This window comes from Paenibacillus sp. VMFN-D1 (assembly GCF_003386155.1).
Lineage (GTDB): Bacteria > Bacillota > Bacilli > Paenibacillales > Paenibacillaceae > Paenibacillus_AQ > Paenibacillus_AQ favisporus.
Window position 1 is genome coordinate 1,792,657 of the sequence record NZ_QRDU01000001.1, and the last position, 16,202, is coordinate 1,808,858.

Below are 16,202 nucleotides of genomic sequence, written 5' to 3' on the forward strand. Positions count from 1 at the left end.
CTTCTTCCGGCCGCGAGCGGCCGTTATTTTTTTCCATGACCGCAAAGTAATTCGCTTCGTCATCCGCAAAGTTAAACACCCTGCGGGTAGGCAGCTCAACGATTTCACCGACGGTGATCTGTTTATCGGTAAAATCGCGATACAACGCATCCACATTATAGCACGCTCACCCACCGAATTTTCTCATCGATTACCGAGATTTAGCATTTGTTCCGCTTCAGTCTCATAAACACAAACAAGCAGCCCATATGTGGACTGCTTGTCTGAGCCTTAATTGATTTTGGTCAAAGCCCATTTCTGGGCGTCCGTTCCGTTATCCGTCCACTGCTGAACGGCCGCGCCATCCGCCGTGGACGAGCCGGACACGTCAACGACGAGTCCGTTTGCTTTGGAAACCAGCTTATAATACCCTCCGCCTACATCGACAATGCTCCACCTTTACGCGTTCGTACCGTTATCATCCCACTGCTGCAGCTGGACGCCGGATGCCGTTGACGAATTCGGCACATCCAATACTTTGCCGCTGTGCACGGCAGTAAGCTTGTAATAACCGTCTCCCGTGCTTTCGATCCGGAATTGCTGGTTAGTGGCGGTATAATTCGTCCACTGCTGGATTTTGGCTCCGCTGGCCATGGACACGTCAACGACATCCATTACTTTTCCGCTTGCCTTGGAGGCCAAAGTATAAACTCCGTTGCTGATTGCGCTGGACTGGCCATTGTCCTGATATACACGAACGTAGTCCACGAGCATTTGAGCAGGAAACGGCGTCGAATCGTTCGGAGCCCCCGGCCAGTTGCCGCCGACCGCCAAGTTCAGGAGCAGGAAGAACGGCCGCTGAAATTCCTCGGTATTTCCGGTGCCATTCTCAATATAAAATTCATTGAACTGCTGTCCGTCAACGAACCAGCGGATATACTTCGAATCCCATTCGACGCTGTACACATGGTATTGGGAAAAATCAAGGTTGCCCGATACTCTGCCGTACTCCGCATGCCCTCCCGCATCCCAGTGAACGGTGCCGTTAACATAAGGATTGTTATTAACCCGCTCCATGATGTCCGTTTCTCCGCTGTACGGCCATCCCACCGTGCTGATATTGCTCCCCAGCATCCAGAACGCCGGCCACAGCCCTTGTCCGGAAGGCAGCTTGATCCTAGCCTCCATTTTGCCATAGGTAAAGGATTGCAGATTTTGCGTCTTGATACGTGCCGAAGTGTAGTTCATTCCGCCGTATGATTCTTTTCTTGCCGTAATCACCAGATTTCCTCCGGTAACCTGCAAGTTCTGCGACCGGTCCGTATAGTATTGAAGCTCGTTGTTTCCCCATCCGCCGCTGCCCGTGCCGATCTCCGGAGTCCAATTGGAACGGTTCAGCGCGGTTCCGTCAAATTCATCGCTCCACACCAGCTTCCAGTTCGGAGCGGCACTCACCTGTTTGACAGGAAATAAAGCAATCAAAAGACTGACCATGATGATTCCGCATAATCCTTTTTTCAGCATCTTGTTCCCTCCTCATCAAATTGGGAAAACGTCACAGACACTATAAGGAAAATCAGACCTGCATCATTAAAGAGCCCGCCTTTGGGACGTTAATCACCTCGCTTTATGCTTGGTATGGGACAGCGGCAGGGAAATCTAGAAGTCTCAATCTACTAAAGCAAGCGCTTACATTGCTAGTATATCTGGTTTGGATAACATTAACAACCTTTATTTATATATTTTTACATTTAACTCATCATTTACCTCTGTTTATTCACTTAATCAAAATCACAATCATTATAGCTGCCGCAACGATGCTAATTACGTAGAAGCCTAGAAGCTTAAACCATTTTTTGCCCGTATCCTGGAAGTATTGTGGGTTTTGTTCTTTATTGCTTTGGGATTGTCCAATTCTCATCGTTGCGAAGAGTCCCCATATTAATACGATCACGGCAAAAACCATCAGCCAGACCATGCTGTTCACCCGCCCGTCAAGTAGATTTGTTGCAGTTTCATTATAATCACCATCGGACGTGAACACACCAGCCATTGCAATCGTTCCCTGACCATCCATTTCACTAAATGAAACGGGCCGTGTTCATGAAAACGCAAAACTCTCGGTGAGAAAAAGACGGAAATCGTTAAGCGAATAAGATATATTGGTAAGGATGATAAACATGTGTCGTAATTGTGTTCGAGGAAGTGATAACGTATGTGGGGTCTTGACCGAAAAAGTAAAAAACCATTATATCAGCAAATCGCCGACCACATCGAGCGGCGAATTTCGTTTGGGGAATTTCCGCCCGGCAGCCTGCTGCCTTCAGAAAGGAAATTGGCTGAGCAGATCGGCGTAAACCGGAGCACGGTCGTACAAGCTTTTGCGGAACTCCGTTCGCTCGGGATCATCGAAAGCCGTTCCGGCAGCGGAACTCGGGTGAGCCAGTTTAAGTGGGGTGCTTCACCGAAACATACACCAAACTGGAACAGGTATGCCGAAGGAGGGAGCTTTCTTCCGAACCTTCCGTTTCTCCGGAGAATTCGGGAAGCTCTAAGCCAGGATCCCTCTCTGGTCGATTTTGCAAGTGGTGAACTTGCGGGCGATCTGGCCCCGACAAGCGAAATCAGTGAAATCATGAGCAGCCATCAGTACGCATCGTATTTGGGATACGACAACCCGCAGGGATATATTCCGCTCCGGCAAGCTCTCGTTCAATATTTGGCCGAATACCGCGGGGTTCAGGCGACGGAATCATCCATCCTGATTACATCCGGGTCTCAGCAGTCCTTATTTTTAATTACGCAATGCCTGCTGTCCCCTGGCGACGCCGTTGCTATAGAGGACCCATCCTATTATTATTCGCTGCCGATGTTCCAGTCGGCGGGACTGCGGATCTTCCGGCTTCCCGTAGATCAGGACGGCATGAGGCCGGAAGAAATTCGTGGACTGTACAAAAAGCACCGCATCAAGATGATATTTACGAATCCAAATTTTCAAAATCCTACCGGTACGCTGCTTGCCGACGACAAGCGCCACAAGCTCCTTCAAACCGCAAGCGAGCTCGGACTGCCGATCATCGAAGACGATCCTTACAGCCTAACCGATTACGAAGGCTTACCACGCATGCCTTTAAAATCAATAGATACGTCCGGGTCTGTCATTTATATCGGATCCTTCTCCAAAATCGCCGCTTCGGGACTGCGGATCGGTTGGATGGTTGCCCCGAATTCTGTCGTGCAGAGATTGGCGGATGCCAGGCAGCAGATGGATTTTGGACTTAGCGTCATTCCCCAGCAGGTGGCGGCGCAGTTTTTGGAATCGGACTTTTTTGAACCTCATCTCGGCCGCCTGCGGACAAATCTGATGTATAAGCGCGATCTTCTGATCGAAGCGCTGCGGAAGGAGCTGCCGGGGGAGATTCAATTCCATATTCCGAAAGGCGGTCATCATTTGTGGTGCAAGCTGTCCGATCCAGTCCATGACGCGAAGCTGCTGGAAGCAGCAATCCGGAACGGCGTCGTATTCGTGCCTGGCAGCGTGTACGGTTCGGATGCCGGATTCGTCCGGTTTACGTTCGCGCGTGCAAAGACGGAATACATTGGACAAGGCATCGCCGGATTTGCCCGTGCGCTGCACAGCTTAAGGAATTAATTTGTTCCGTGTTTGGACTATGAAAGCTGCTTTAAGGCAAGCCTGTGGTCTAATTTTTCTTCTGATGGCCGGGGCTTTGGCTTGCGGTAATGTCGCGCACCTCTTCCGGCAGATGATGAGATATGCTGGGGACCTTTTTCGGGAAGTATTCGATCACATCAGACGACAATATGGACACAGCCATGCTGCCGCCGCCCGCAAACGCGCGAAGAAGGACCGGCTGGTTGTACGCGTTGTCAAAAACAAAATCCGGTCCGCCCCAGCTTACGGTTGCATCTCTGCCCGATGGCACATAGGGAACGTGACGGCTGTGGGAATATCGCTGAACGATCTTCAGCCCGGCGCGATCGGCGGCATTAAACAATGTGGAGGATACTTGACAGATGCCGCCTCCTACGCCTTCAGATAATTCGCCCCGCACAATGACGGCGGCCCGGCGGTATCCTCTGCCGGTCGTTCGTATGCCGACTACCCGGTTAAACGAGAACCGTTCACCAGGAAAGATGACCGTACCGTCAATCGCTTCGGCCGCCAGAGCAATATTATGCGAGCGGTCTCGGTTGCCGGCGTTGTAGTAAGTAATATAATAACCGATTTGCTTCGAACGCAAAGACGCGAGCAGTTCCGTATCGACCTTCGGATATACCGGGTACGTCGGAACCTCAATCACGGCCGGCCCTTTCGTTTCGTACAGATACGCATAATACTTCATTAAAAAAGCTCTACGGTCGAGCTTGTACCCGTTCTTCCCCTCGACAATGCGCCCGCCGGCGTCAAAACTGGCGTTTTGCGCTTCTTTATAGGTTTTCCGTTCCAGTTCGTTGACCCACGCATTATATTGTTCCTTGTCCAGTAAGGGAAACACCCCCAAGCTGTGCGCGTCGCGATGGAGCACAGAGATGGTTTTTCCTTCATGGGTGACCGTAAGCTTGTCCTGTGCCTGTTCTTGATCTGCGGTCGGATTATGCAGCAGCATGAACAGGAGGCATGCCGCGGATGTCCATCTCAAGCCTCATCACTCGTTTCATCATGGTGTTTGGAGCAGATCCTGCTTTCATCCTGCTATTATGATGCGATTCCACAAAAATCATTCACCTCCAATTCTCATCCATTCCCAATTTATATTAGACATTTATATAAGTTTCTAATATATTAGTGACATGAAACCTAAACATCTATCCAAAGAATTGGATGTCGCCGATTTTGTTCGAGTGATTGAAAATCTGACCCGGATTAATATTCGACTGCCGTCCATTGAAAAGCTCAGCTTCACCGCCCTGTCGGTCCTGCACACGCTAACCCACAACAGTCCGATGCGCCTGACAGAACTGACTGCCACGGAGCAGGTAACCCAGTCGGCGATCACGCAAATTGTAACCAAGCTGGAGAAGGACGGGCTCGTCGAACGAAGATCCGATCCAAATGACGGCCGCGTTGTTCTCGTGCATATTACCCCCCAGGGAGCTAACGTGATCGATTCCCGGCGCCTGGAACGTATCGGTCGGATTGCCGGTTTTGCGGAACATCTCACGACAGAAGAGAGACAAGCGATAGCTGATGCCATCCCGGCATTGAGGCGCCTGGTCGAAATTGCTGGCGACGCTTAGCGGATTTTCCCGCTTGAAACGTTCACCTTTTCATCGGCTCCAAATCACGTCAGAGGAGGATCACTATGTCCCATGCCGAATTTCCGTTTAAAGCAAGTCCCGTTCATGTTTCCGAAGAGGTACTGAACGATCTGAACCGTCGTCTTACCTCCACCAGATGGCCCCTGGATGCAGGCAACGAAGACGGTTACTACGGCGTACGCCGCGATGAAATGAAAGCGCTCGTCGATTACTGGATTCACGAATTCGACTGGCGTAAATCCGAGAAGGCGATCAACGCCTATGAGCATTATCATGTCAAAGTCAACGGTGTGCCTGTCCATTTTATGCGCAAGCCCGGAGTCGGGCCAAACCCGGTTCCCCTCATTTTGTCCCATGGCTGGCCATGGACATTCTGGCATTGGTCCAAAGTGGTGGATCCGCTCGCTGACCCGGGGGCGCATGGAGGTGATCCCTCCGACGCTTTTGATGTCATCGTTCCTTCGCTGCCGGGCTTCGGATTCTCTGCTCCGCTTCCCGACCATCCGGACATGAACTTCTGGAAGATCGCCGATCTGTGGCACACCCTCATGACCGACATGCTCGGATACGAGAAGTATGCTGCTGCCGGATGCGATGTCGGCGCGCTGATCACCGGTCAGCTCGGGCATAAATACGGAGCTGAGCTGTACGGTATTCATATCGGTTCGGCCCTCAAATTGGACTTCTTTAACGGGGAACGCGCCTGGGATTATGCCGGCGGACGTCCGATTCCGGATGACCTGCCTGAAGAGATCCGGAATCAATTGTTGGAGCTGGACCGGCGGTTTGCTTCGCATCTTGCCGTGCACGTTCTGGATCCCGGCACGCTCGCTTACGGGCTCAGCGATTCACCTGTCGGCATGCTGGCCTGGATTCTTGAACGCTGGATCAAGTGGAGCGACAACAAAGGCAGCATTGAACAGGTGTTCTCCAAGGATGACCTGCTGACGCACGCCACGATTTTCTGGGTCAATAACGCCATCGAAACGTCGATGCGTGTGTATGCCAACAACAACCGTTATCCATGGGAGCCCTCCCATTCACGACAGCCTGTTATCGAAGCACCGACCGGCATTACCTTCGTCGGTTACGAAAACCCGCCGGGGGTGACGACCGATCAACGCGTGGAGCATTTTCTCAAGACCGACCGTGCTGCATGGTACAACCATGTGAACATTACTGCCCACGAAGAAGGAGGCCACTTTATACCGTGGGAAGTGCCGGAGCTGTGGGTTCAAGATTTACGCCGGACCTTTCACGGCCGCCGGTAACGGAAGAAGGACCACCCTTTCCGGGTGGTCCTTCTCTTGAGATTTGAATAGGATTATAGGATCTCATCGGATTTGTGAACTTCTGGAAGCGGATGAAGCCTGATTTCGATCCTCGTTCCTTGATGGAGCTCGCTGGTGACGCGGATCTCTCCTCCATGTGCCTCCACGATATCATGCGCGATGGCCATTCCCAGTCCTGAACCTTTATGCTTCTCCCCCGTATGGGTTCCGCGGTAATAGCGGTCAAAAATCCGGTCCAGTTCCTCTTTGCGGATGCCTTTCCCATGATCCTCTATGATCATCGTCACCGAATCCGCCGTTTTCTCTACCCCAACCTCAATGACCGTATCCTCTGCGTTGTGAACCATCGCGTTGTAGATCAAATTGCTGACGGCCCTGCGAATGAGGAGGTCGTCCACTTTTACCTGAATCGTCTCTTCACTGTAACTGAAATCGATGTTCCTGCCGCTGTATCGGGGATCATTCAGCACGTCGATAATTACGCTGCGCACCAGGCTGACCAGATTGACGCTCTTCAGGTTAAGCGTAATATTTTTGTTTTTAAGGCGGGTGGACAAGTTCAAATCTTCAATGACGTCTTTCAGGTAGTGCGATTTCTGTTCGATGATTTCCGCGTAATCGCGCATTTCTCCGGTCGTAAACTCATATTCCTTGTCCCTCATCATTTCGGCGTATCCTTGGATCGAAGCCAGCGGCGTTTTGATATCATGCGTGATGTTGGCAATCCATTCTTCCTTCATGCGGTCCAGCTTTTTACGTTCGGCCTCGCTGGCTTCCAGCTCCGCACTCAGCAGGTTGACATGATGGAACACGTCTTTGTAAACCCCTTGGGGCTCGTAATGAACCCCATATTTTTTGTGGGCGAGCTGCTTGATCGCATCGATCAGCTTATGAAGCGGCCGGGTCAGCTTTTTGCTGAACAGATATGCGATGCACAGCGCAATAAATCCATCGACCCCAATGACGGCCAAGCTACCGATTTTGAAGAAATGCACCACGGAGCGCATATCATACGTGAGGACGTTCCGCTCCAGATAAGTATTTTGGAAACCGATTAAGTAGCTGTAGCGCTGCTGTTTGCCCTGCTTTTCCCCCACAAAAACGGTCGACATCAGCTCTTTTTCCATATACTTGTAGGTCTGAACCATATCCATCGGCGTATATTTGGTTTTTGCATCCGGTGGGACGTGGTACCCGTAGACCTGCCGACCGTTCTCATCCAAAACTTGGATCCAGGCCTGGTTACGGTCAAGAAGTTCCTTCCCTTCACCTGTAATGGTCATCCCCGAATCGGAGAGGATCAATTCTTTGCCGAACGACCGGGTAATCAAATCCGGATTATTCTGTTTGCTTTGAAAAGAAAAATGGGGAAAGGCAAACTGGTTTAAATAAAGACCGGTCACAACCACGATGTTCATGAAAATGACAATCACAACGATGAGAACTACAGATACCAGGTATCTTCCGGTCAGTCTCCATTTCATCGTTTCGCACCCTCCAGAGCAAGCTTGTACCCCAGACCCTTCACTGTGACCAAATACTGCGGATTGGAGGGATCGTCTTCGATTTTTTCCCGGAGTCTCCTAATGTGGACCATCACAGTATTGTCGTAGCCAAAAGAATCTTCACCCCAAACCTGATCATACAGGCTTTCTTTGCTGATAATTTGGTTCGGGTGCTTCAGCAAGTGGGTGAACAATCCCAGCTCTTTCGGCTTCAGCTCGATAATTTCACCGTTTTTCTTCAGTTCGATCTTTTGCTCGTCAAACACAAACGGACCTGCTTGCACGATATGCTCTTTTACCACTTCATCAGAGGCAGCCTCCTGCCTGCGAAAGCGGGCTTTGATCCGGTATGCTACTTCCTTCGGGCTGAACGGTTTGGTGATGTAGTCGTCGCCACCGATGGCAAAACCGAGTATTTTATCGATTTCCTCCGTCTTGGCCGATAGGAAAAAAATCGGTACGTTCGAAACGCTGCGGATTTGCTTGCAGACGTCATAGCCTTCTCCGTCCGGCAGCATAATATCCAGGATGACGACGTCAGGGCGTTTGTCCTGAAACTGTTCCCAACCCTCTTTCGCGGAAAAAGCGGCAAACACATGCTCGAAGCCTTCCTTCATAAGAACGGTTTTCAAAAGCTTCACGATATCTTCCTCATCATCGACGATCAGTACTTTCTGACTTTGCGGCATACGTTCTGTACCTCCTTTCTTCATCATTTCCACCCTGCCATCTACTATAACTCTATTTTCAAGCCGCTGTCCCCTTTTGAAACGCTGTCCATCTCATTCCTGCGCGAAAGACTTAGCCAACGGATTGGCGGTTTCCCGGTCTGACGTGATTTTGCCTGTCGGATCCATGACATCATATTGGTAGTAATCCGCGCTGATGCTGAGTGCATTCAGCATCTGAGCAGGGATTAGTTCCCTGCACCGTCCAGCTTCTGCTTCGCTCCTTCCGGCAGCTCATCGGCCTTCACTTCTTGGTAGGAACTGACCTCATCTCCTTTGACATAAACCCGCAAATAAGCGTCTTTGCGCAGTTCCTTCTGTGCCGTAAAAGTCAAAGCTTTTTCTTTTCCGCTTGGATTATAGCCATCCAAGGTGTATTCGTAGTAGACGTACTTTTCCCCGTTGTCCGTTTTGTCTTCAAAACGTTTTCCGTCCTGGTTAATCTGCACATAATACTGCTGCGCTCCGAGGCGGTTCAAATTCACGTTTTGAATGAATACGACGAATCCGACCACAACGATCAAAATGACCGCTATTGCGATGAGTCCTTTTTTCACTTCAATCCACTCCTCACTTTACATTCGTAACGATTTTGTAGTAGCTGTTGACGGTCAGGAAATAATAAACGAGATAAATGCAAATATAAATGCCCATGCAGCTGACGACGGGAACGACCAGGCTGGTCATCATCAGGTTCGATAAAGCCGATAAGGCCACGGCGCAGTGGGCAATGCCTGCTGCAAGGGGCAGCGCGAATACGAACAGCACCTGCTTGGCGACCGATTTGCGGATTTCGCTTTTTTTGACGCCGATTTTATGCAAAATCAGGTACCGGGCTTTGTCGCTGCTCGCTTCCGTCAGCTGCTTGAAATAAATGATGCTGCCTGTCGCCGCCAGGAACACGAGCCCAAGGAATCCTCCCATGAAGATCATCAGACCGGTAGACTCCATTCCCCGCGCATAATCGCTATAGAAGCTTGCCAAACCGGCGTTCTCCGGCAGAATATTCTCCAACTGCTTGGTCAGATCCTTAGCCTTGTCCTGATGCGTAATTTCGTACGCTTGAGCAGTCAAGCTCTTGGCTTTCGGCTGGAGCGCCGCAAACAAATCGTCGCTGACGACCAGGGTTGAATAGACGGTCCCGAGGTTCAGCACGCTGTACGTTTTCAATGCGGTAAAATGGATCTTTTCATGGATTCCCTTTCCCGTCAGCACAATGGTGGATCCCTCGTATGCCGGCGAAATCCCCTTCATATACCCGGGCTCCAGCACCGCGGCATCGCTGCCTTGTAGGCTCAGCACGTCGTCCCGCCCTTGAAGCTTGGCCAGCTTATTGAAGGTGTGGTTCGATATCACCGTAAACGTCTGCTCATTGGACCCGGCAGTTTGCCCCAGTCCTGTAGTATCGGCATCCATTTCTAGCAAAGGGACGGATTCATGGTAGATCACCTTGTGACCCGCAGCTTGTTCGATAGCCTGATTCGCTTTGTTCTCTGCAGCTTTGTCTCCTCCGATAAACATGTAGCTGTTCGGGTTCGCCAGCGCCACATTGATCCGGTTATTGTAATAAAGGCTGTATGCCGTTCCGACCGCCGTCAGCGTCGTTGCGCTCAGCACGGCGATGATCGTCAACGTGCGTGCGTTCCCTTTCATCCGGTACAAAAGCTGGGAAGTTCCAATCAGATTCAGTCCCCGCCAATAGCTTCTTTTGCGTTTGCGGGCCAGCTTCAACAGCGTAACGGTCAATGTGTTAAAGAGCAGATACGTGCCGAGAATAACCGTAACGAGGATAACCAGCGGAGTCATCAGCACACCGATTGTCTTCCACGCCTCTGATGTCAGCATGTTTTGCAGCGCAAGCCAGTAGCCGAAACCAACAAGCAATACGGAGAGAAGGGCAATCCATACGGATGACCGAGGTTCCTTCTCCCGCTCCTGGTCCGCCTTGAACAGCTCAATCAGCTTGAACCGGTATATCAGTCGGTAGCCTTGAACTGAAGTGATCAGCGTAATGATCAAGAACACGGTAATCGTATTCAGGACGGCTGCCAGCGAAATGGCAAAGTTCGGCATGGCGTCGTAACCCATTATTTTCATCAGAAGCATGACAAAAAAACGGCTGAGCACCGATCCGAGCGCAATGCCGACGAGCAGCGCCAGGACGCCCATCAGGAAATTTTCATAAAAGAGCATGCGGCCGATCTGCTTTTTTCGGACGCCGAGTAATGAATACAGTCCGACTTCCTTTTTGCGCTTACGCGTAAAAAACGAATTCGAATACCAGATAAAGATGGCGACGAAGACGATCAGGACGACGGCCGCACCGCTGAACGCCGAGCTGATTTTCGGCGACCCGTCCGATGCCGATTGAATGGTATGATCGTACTTCAACGACACAAACGTAAAATAAATAACGATGCTGAAAATCATCGATGCAAAGTACAGAAAGTAATGTTTGAAGTTATTCCGGATGTTTTTGCCGGCGATATTAAACAGCGTCATCTTCCTCACCTCCAAGCGTAGCCAGAACTTCGAGTATTTGACCAAAAAACTGTTTTCTTGAGAGATCATCCTTCCGGAGTTCCATGAACAGCCGGCCGTCGTTGATGAAAATAACCCGCTTGCAGTAGCTCGCAGCATTCGCATCATGCGTAACCATCATAATGGTGGAGCGATTTGCCTGATTCAGCCGGCTCAAGCTTTCCAGAAGGCGGGTGGCCGACTTCGAATCGAGCGCGCCGGTCGGCTCGTCCGCCAAAATCAGGCTCGGATTGGCCACGATCGCCCGGGAAGCCGCTGCCCGCTGCTTTTGTCCGCCCGAGATATGGTACGGGTACTTATCCAGGATTTCACGGATTCCAAACGTGTCGGCAATCTCGTTAACCCGCTGTTCGATCTCCGCCGCCGGTACTTTGGACAGGGCCAGCGGCAGCAGAATGTTTTCCTTGACCGTGAGCGTATCAAGCAGGTTATAGTCCTGAAAAATAAAGCCGAGCTTATTCCGGCGGAAATCGGACAGTTTTTCTTCATTCATAGTCACGATGTTGTGCCCATCAATGATGATTTCCCCGGAAGTCGGCGTGTCGATCGTCGAAAAAATGTTCAACAGGGTGGATTTCCCAGCACCGGAAGGTCCCATGATGCCGACATATTCGCCCTCTTCGATGCTAAGGCTGATATTGTGCAGTGCCGTATATTGGTTTCCTTTGGTGCCAAAGGTTTTATTGACGTTCTCCGCTTGCAGTATCGTTTTCATGAGTATCTCCTTCAATCGGGTTGTATTCGTTCCTTATTGCTTACATCATTTATGTTAAATCCCGAACCTTTCAGCATGTTAATCCCAACCTTACAGGAACCTTAAATTGTTAGAAGGCACAACAAAACGGAAAGAATCTTTATGAGCTGCCGACACAAATAAAAACTCGCCTGTCTCCAGACGAGTTGATCAATGAATGGGAAGCAAAAGAAAAAAGTCCGCATTTCGCGGACTTTTCTATGGATATGAAGAAGCTTTAAAAGCTGACGGGAAGACTCACCAATGATCGTAGCGTGCTGTAGTGATAGGCCAGGTCTTCCGGTTTCACGTCGAGACGCAGGTTGGGAAAGCGCCGCAATAGCGTGCCGAACGCGATTTGTCCCTCCATGCGGGCAAGGGGTGCTCCTAAGCAAAGATGGATTCCTCTGCCAAACGCCAAGTGATCGGTTTCTTGTCTTGTGATGTCCAGCCGCTCTGGCGCGTCGAATCGGCTTGCATCCATATCCGCTCCGGCCAGCGAAACCATAACCATCTCGCCTTTTCGAATGAGTGTACCATGGATCTCGATATCTTCATCTGCAACCCGGCCCGTAATCATAACCGGACCCGCATACCGGAGCAGTTCTTCAATCGCAGCCGGCAGAAGGGCCGGATCTTCGCGAAGCAGCTGCATTTGTTCGGGATGCTGAAGCAGTGCCAGGGTTCCGTTGCCGATCAGATTCACGGTCGTTTCATGTCCTGCCGTAATGAGCAGCCAAATGGTAGAGAGCAGCTCGTTTTCGTTCAGTTTATCGCCCTCGTCATATGCCTGCAGCAAACCGCTGATAACATCGTTACCGGGCCGCACCCTCTTTTCGGAAATCAAAGATTGAATGTAATCAATAAACTCCTGGAGGGCTTCTTGAACCAAGTTTGCTTGGCCGGGGTTCAGCGCGCCTTGGGCCAGCTTGTGGGTCCACTCGCGAAAGCGCGCCTGATGATGGCCGGGGATTCCCAGCATCTCTGAGATTACGATGATAGGCAGCGGATAAGCAAATTCAGAAATGAGTTCCATCTTGCCCCGGCTAGCCACCTTATCCAGCAGCTCGTCGGCGATTTGTTGGATGCGCGGGCGCAGATCCTCAATCATTCGGGGTGTAAAAGCTTTGGAGACCAAACGCCGGAGCCGGGTATGGTCGGGCGGATCCACCATGAGCATATTAGGCATGTTTTTGAACCATTCGAGCAATTCATTGACGGAGCTTTTCTCAGGTGAAGATTGTTGCTGTGAAGGGAACTTTCGCCGGTCCGAAAGGAACCGGGGATCTTTCAAAATCGCTGAGACATCCTCATACCGAAAAGCTATCCAAGCTTCGCCCATGCCAAAAAAGTCGTCAAGCCGGCAAAGTCTTTCCTGACGATGGACCAGTTTTTGGTAAAACGCATTGAAATCACGCATCGTTTCCGGTGCCACTAAATCACTGCTGGTGATGTCTTTCACGGCCGCTCACCTCTTCACTTTAGTTTTCCATACCGTATCGGATCATGTCGCAAAATGCTTCCAATTCCTCCATAAGGCTGCGGGTATAGGCTTCGTCAATATGGCTCATCCCCTTGGTCTCATTCAGAAACTTCGTTTCGAAATGTCTGGTTACGGACATGACAAGCTCGAATGCATACGTTCGATTTACGCCTTCACGAAGGGGAACCTTGTCAAAAAGCTGTGCCAACATCGCATTCCGGGCTTCGCTCACCTGGCCGTACTTATCCTCGATTTCCTCCTTCAAGCCATCAGGTGTGGCATAAAATGCCTCATATACCAACTTCCATTCATCCGGATGCTCGCGAAAATAGCCGAGCTTTGCACGGCTTAACTCAGTGATGGCTGTAAAAAAATCAGCATGGTCCGTAGTCCGCTCATCAAAATGGATACCGGTTCGGACCTTCTCAAAGCAGTGGTCCACTAAGCTAAGATACAGTTTCTTCTTACTCGTGAAATGATGAAAGATCAAAGCCTTGGAGATCCCGGCAGCAGCCGCCAGCATTTCCGTTGAAGTGTTCTTGTAACCGTTGCGCGCAAACACAGTTAAGCAGGCTTGCAAAATGTTCTCCTGTTCGTAAAGCTGTATCGGCAGTCTCATCACCTCTTTTTGAGTATGCTGACCAATTGGTTAGTAAAATCATACAACATGCTGACCTCTCGGTCAATATAAATGACAAAAAAATCCACCTGCAGAAAGCAGAAGGATTTTTTGAAGGTACAGGGTTACAGGTTTCCTGGTTTCCTAGTCTCCTCCCCCTCCACAGGAACTGCAGGATGAGGAGCTGCACGAGGACGAACTGCAGGATGAATCGCTGGACGAACTGCAGGACGAACTGCAAGAAGAATTGCCGGAATCATCGTTGCTAGTGCTGTCGCTGTCCGGAGATGGGCCTGAATCGTCCACCCCTGGATTGGTCGAAGGATCGCTGTCTGAAGGATTCCAATCGCCCGAAGGGTTGTCATCATTCCAAGGATCCGTATCCATGGCCGTCAGAAACAGAATGGAGCTGAACGGATCTACCGTCACCCCGCTCTCCACATTGCGGCGGATGCCGGTGGATTGACCCCGGCGGCTTCTGGGAGGCAATGGACGGCTTGCCCTCAATGTGCCGGGTTTTGCTGACTTGACTTCACGATAATGTTTTCGGATCGAGCCGATGATGGCCAGTTGAATGGATTCGATTGCGGCATCGGAACTGCTTTGAAAATATCGGTTGCGGATCTCTGGATCGTTTAAATTGTCGAAGGTTTGAATGAATTCCTCATCGATTTTAAATTGGAAAAACGGATTGAGAAGTGCCTCGTTTGCCGGATAAATGTGAAACAGCATGCTGTAGATCAAATCATACCGTGCCCTCTCTTCTTCCGGCAACTTTTTATCATTCGTGTAGGCCACGTTAGGTTGATGATGAATAAACCGTCCTGCAAAAGTGGTGCAGAAGCGATCATAATCGCGGGTAAACATCAGCATTTCATGCCAGATCAGATCGGCATCTTTACTGAACATGGGAACCTGCTTGAGAATCGCGCACATGAGAAAGAACCTCTTCATTTCAAGCAGCATCCATTGATATTGGGTATGGCTGATAGGATGGCGCTCCATAACCCGCTGCTTTACGTGCTCCATATAGTCCGTTCCCAGAGCGTTCTCCAATCGTATGACGAGATCGGCTAAGCCTTGTATCTCTTTATTGATGCCTATGTATGGTGGTATGGGTGTATCAAACCCGTGACCCTTATTCCCTTCTTTTGAGCTATCTCCGGAAGCCGAACCGGAACCCAGCAATCTTTTCAAAAATGACAGCAAACTCATGCTACTCCTCCTTATGCCGTGGATTTCGGTCCCCAATGGAAATGAATCCCCTTAATGAAATTACCATATCCCGGGAAGGAAGCAATGACACATTCGTTACTGGAAATCCGTTCCCTATAAAAAGGCAACCCCCCGCTTCTCTCAGAAACAGGGGTTCACCACACACCATTCACTTCCAGGCTTAAGAGCTTTGTTTGGCTGACTTCAGTCTGGCCAGTTCTTCCTGAACTTCCTGCTGACGCGACCAATTCGTTAATTTGTCCGCCGCTTGATAAGCCAGCGTCCCTGCTTCTGCGTGCATCAGTTTCTGCTCCATGCGCTCAAAACCGCGGGATAGCTTGCTGATATCCGAGACCGGAGCAGTCCTTGCCGTATCCCGCATCGTATTCACCGCATTGGCACGAACAAGCAAAAAGGTGAGTTTGTCGGTGAGCTCTTTGTGCACGTCCTGCAGCCGTTGAATTTCACCGCGAAGCGATTCGGCCTGTTTTCTGACCGTTTCACGCTGCTCCGTATAGGTCTGCTCCAGCTTGGCGTGATGCAGCTTCTCTTGAATGGCCATCGCCGCGATATCGTCTTCATTGCGTTCGACGGCTAGCTGAGCTTGGCGCTCCCGCTTTCTGACGATTTCAGCGGTTGATGCCAGCAGCAGATCATACCGCTGCTCCGCGGCAATTTGGGTTTGCAGCGCCCCGCGTGCTTGATCGATCTGGTCTTCAAGCTGTCTGATATAATGTTTGGCCATGCTGACGGGATCTTCGACCTGATCCAAGAGACGGTGCACGTCTGCTGCGGCTATATCTTTGATTCTCGTAAAAATTCCCATA

14 protein-coding genes and 2 pseudogenes are annotated in these 16,202 nt (G+C 50.5%); 3 read left to right on the plus strand and 13 right to left on the minus strand.

The genetic code is table 11. From position 1 onward, the window contains the following. Positions 1 to 28 precede the first annotated feature (28 nt). From C7820_RS34015 to C7820_RS08350, 3 genes and pseudogenes are all read right to left on the minus strand, one after another. Positions 29 to 157: pseudogene (locus tag C7820_RS34015) on the minus strand (VOC family protein); the annotation flags it as partial. A 113-nt stretch (positions 158 to 270) separates the two neighbouring features. Next, positions 271 to 1,503: pseudogene (locus C7820_RS08345) on the minus strand (RICIN domain-containing protein). Between the two features lie 253 nt (positions 1,504 to 1,756). Then, the gene (locus C7820_RS08350; protein WP_116230546.1) at positions 1,757 to 2,032 is read right to left on the minus strand and encodes a hypothetical protein; all 276 of its coding nucleotides are present in this window, start codon (positions 2,030 to 2,032) and stop codon (positions 1,757 to 1,759) included. 162 nt (positions 2,033 to 2,194) lie between these two features. On the opposite strand from C7820_RS08350, the gene pdxR reads away from it, so the two are divergent. Continuing rightward, positions 2,195 to 3,631 carry a MocR-like pyridoxine biosynthesis transcription factor PdxR gene (gene pdxR / locus C7820_RS08355; protein WP_116230547.1) on the plus strand — a complete coding sequence of 479 codons (1,437 nt, stop codon included), beginning with the start codon at positions 2,195 to 2,197 and terminating at the stop codon, positions 3,629 to 3,631. A gap of 49 nt (positions 3,632 to 3,680) precedes the next feature. Here the strand turns inward: pdxR and C7820_RS08360 are convergent, their stop codons facing one another. Then, positions 3,681 to 4,607 (minus strand): VanW family protein, encoded by a 927-nt coding sequence (locus C7820_RS08360; RefSeq protein ID WP_116230548.1) that lies wholly within the window; start codon positions 4,605 to 4,607, stop codon positions 3,681 to 3,683. Between the two features lie 184 nt (positions 4,608 to 4,791). Here C7820_RS08360 and C7820_RS08365 point away from each other — a divergent pair, with 184 nt between their 5' ends. Next, entirely contained in the window at positions 4,792 to 5,238 is a 447-nt protein-coding gene (locus C7820_RS08365) for a MarR family winged helix-turn-helix transcriptional regulator (protein WP_116230549.1), read from the plus strand. 65 nt (positions 5,239 to 5,303) lie between these two features. After that, positions 5,304 to 6,530: an epoxide hydrolase family protein gene (locus tag C7820_RS08370; RefSeq protein ID WP_116230550.1), complete on the plus strand. Its 1,227-nt coding sequence runs from the start codon at positions 5,304 to 5,306 to the stop codon at positions 6,528 to 6,530. 53 nt (positions 6,531 to 6,583) lie between these two features. On the opposite strand, the gene C7820_RS08375 is transcribed toward C7820_RS08370, so the two are convergent. The 9 genes from C7820_RS08375 to C7820_RS08415 all read right to left on the minus strand — a co-directional run bounded on the left by C7820_RS08375 (position 6,584) and on the right by C7820_RS08415 (position 16,201). Beyond that, the gene (locus tag C7820_RS08375; protein ID WP_116230551.1) at positions 6,584 to 8,035 is read right to left on the minus strand and encodes a sensor histidine kinase; all 1,452 of its coding nucleotides are present in this window, start codon (positions 8,033 to 8,035) and stop codon (positions 6,584 to 6,586) included. Further along, complete coding sequence (locus C7820_RS08380; RefSeq protein WP_116230552.1) at positions 8,032 to 8,745, minus strand: response regulator transcription factor; 714 nt, start codon at positions 8,743 to 8,745, stop codon at positions 8,032 to 8,034. Before C7820_RS08380 ends, C7820_RS08375 begins: the two co-directional genes overlap by 4 nt. A 227-nt stretch (positions 8,746 to 8,972) precedes the next feature. Then, complete coding sequence (locus tag C7820_RS08385; RefSeq protein ID WP_116230553.1) at positions 8,973 to 9,341, minus strand: YxeA family protein; 369 nt, start codon at positions 9,339 to 9,341, stop codon at positions 8,973 to 8,975. 13 nt (positions 9,342 to 9,354) lie between these two features. Then, on the minus strand, positions 9,355 to 11,286 hold the full coding sequence (locus C7820_RS08390) for an FtsX-like permease family protein (RefSeq protein ID WP_116230554.1): 1,932 nt from the start codon (positions 11,284 to 11,286) through the stop codon (positions 9,355 to 9,357). Further along, positions 11,273 to 12,040, minus strand: coding sequence for an ABC transporter ATP-binding protein (locus C7820_RS08395; protein ID WP_116230555.1), 768 nt, complete (start codon positions 12,038 to 12,040; stop codon positions 11,273 to 11,275). The genes C7820_RS08390 and C7820_RS08395 overlap by 14 nt, the downstream gene beginning before the upstream one ends. 256 nt (positions 12,041 to 12,296) lie before the next feature. Then, complete coding sequence (locus C7820_RS08400; protein WP_116230556.1) at positions 12,297 to 13,520, minus strand: cytochrome P450 family protein; 1,224 nt, start codon at positions 13,518 to 13,520, stop codon at positions 12,297 to 12,299. Between the two features lie 19 nt (positions 13,521 to 13,539). Next, positions 13,540 to 14,160 carry a TetR/AcrR family transcriptional regulator gene (locus C7820_RS08405; RefSeq protein ID WP_251675658.1) on the minus strand — a complete coding sequence of 207 codons (621 nt, stop codon included), beginning with the start codon at positions 14,158 to 14,160 and terminating at the stop codon, positions 13,540 to 13,542. A gap of 144 nt (positions 14,161 to 14,304) precedes the next feature. Then, a complete protein-coding gene (locus tag C7820_RS08410; protein ID WP_147306268.1) occupies positions 14,305 to 15,411 on the minus strand; it encodes a glycine-rich domain-containing protein in 1,107 nt (368 codons plus the stop codon). Positions 15,412 to 15,556: 145 nt separating this feature from the next. Continuing rightward, positions 15,557 to 16,201: a PspA/IM30 family protein gene (locus tag C7820_RS08415; protein ID WP_116230558.1), complete on the minus strand. Its 645-nt coding sequence runs from the start codon at positions 16,199 to 16,201 to the stop codon at positions 15,557 to 15,559. Between the last annotated feature and the right edge of the window lies 1 nt (position 16,202).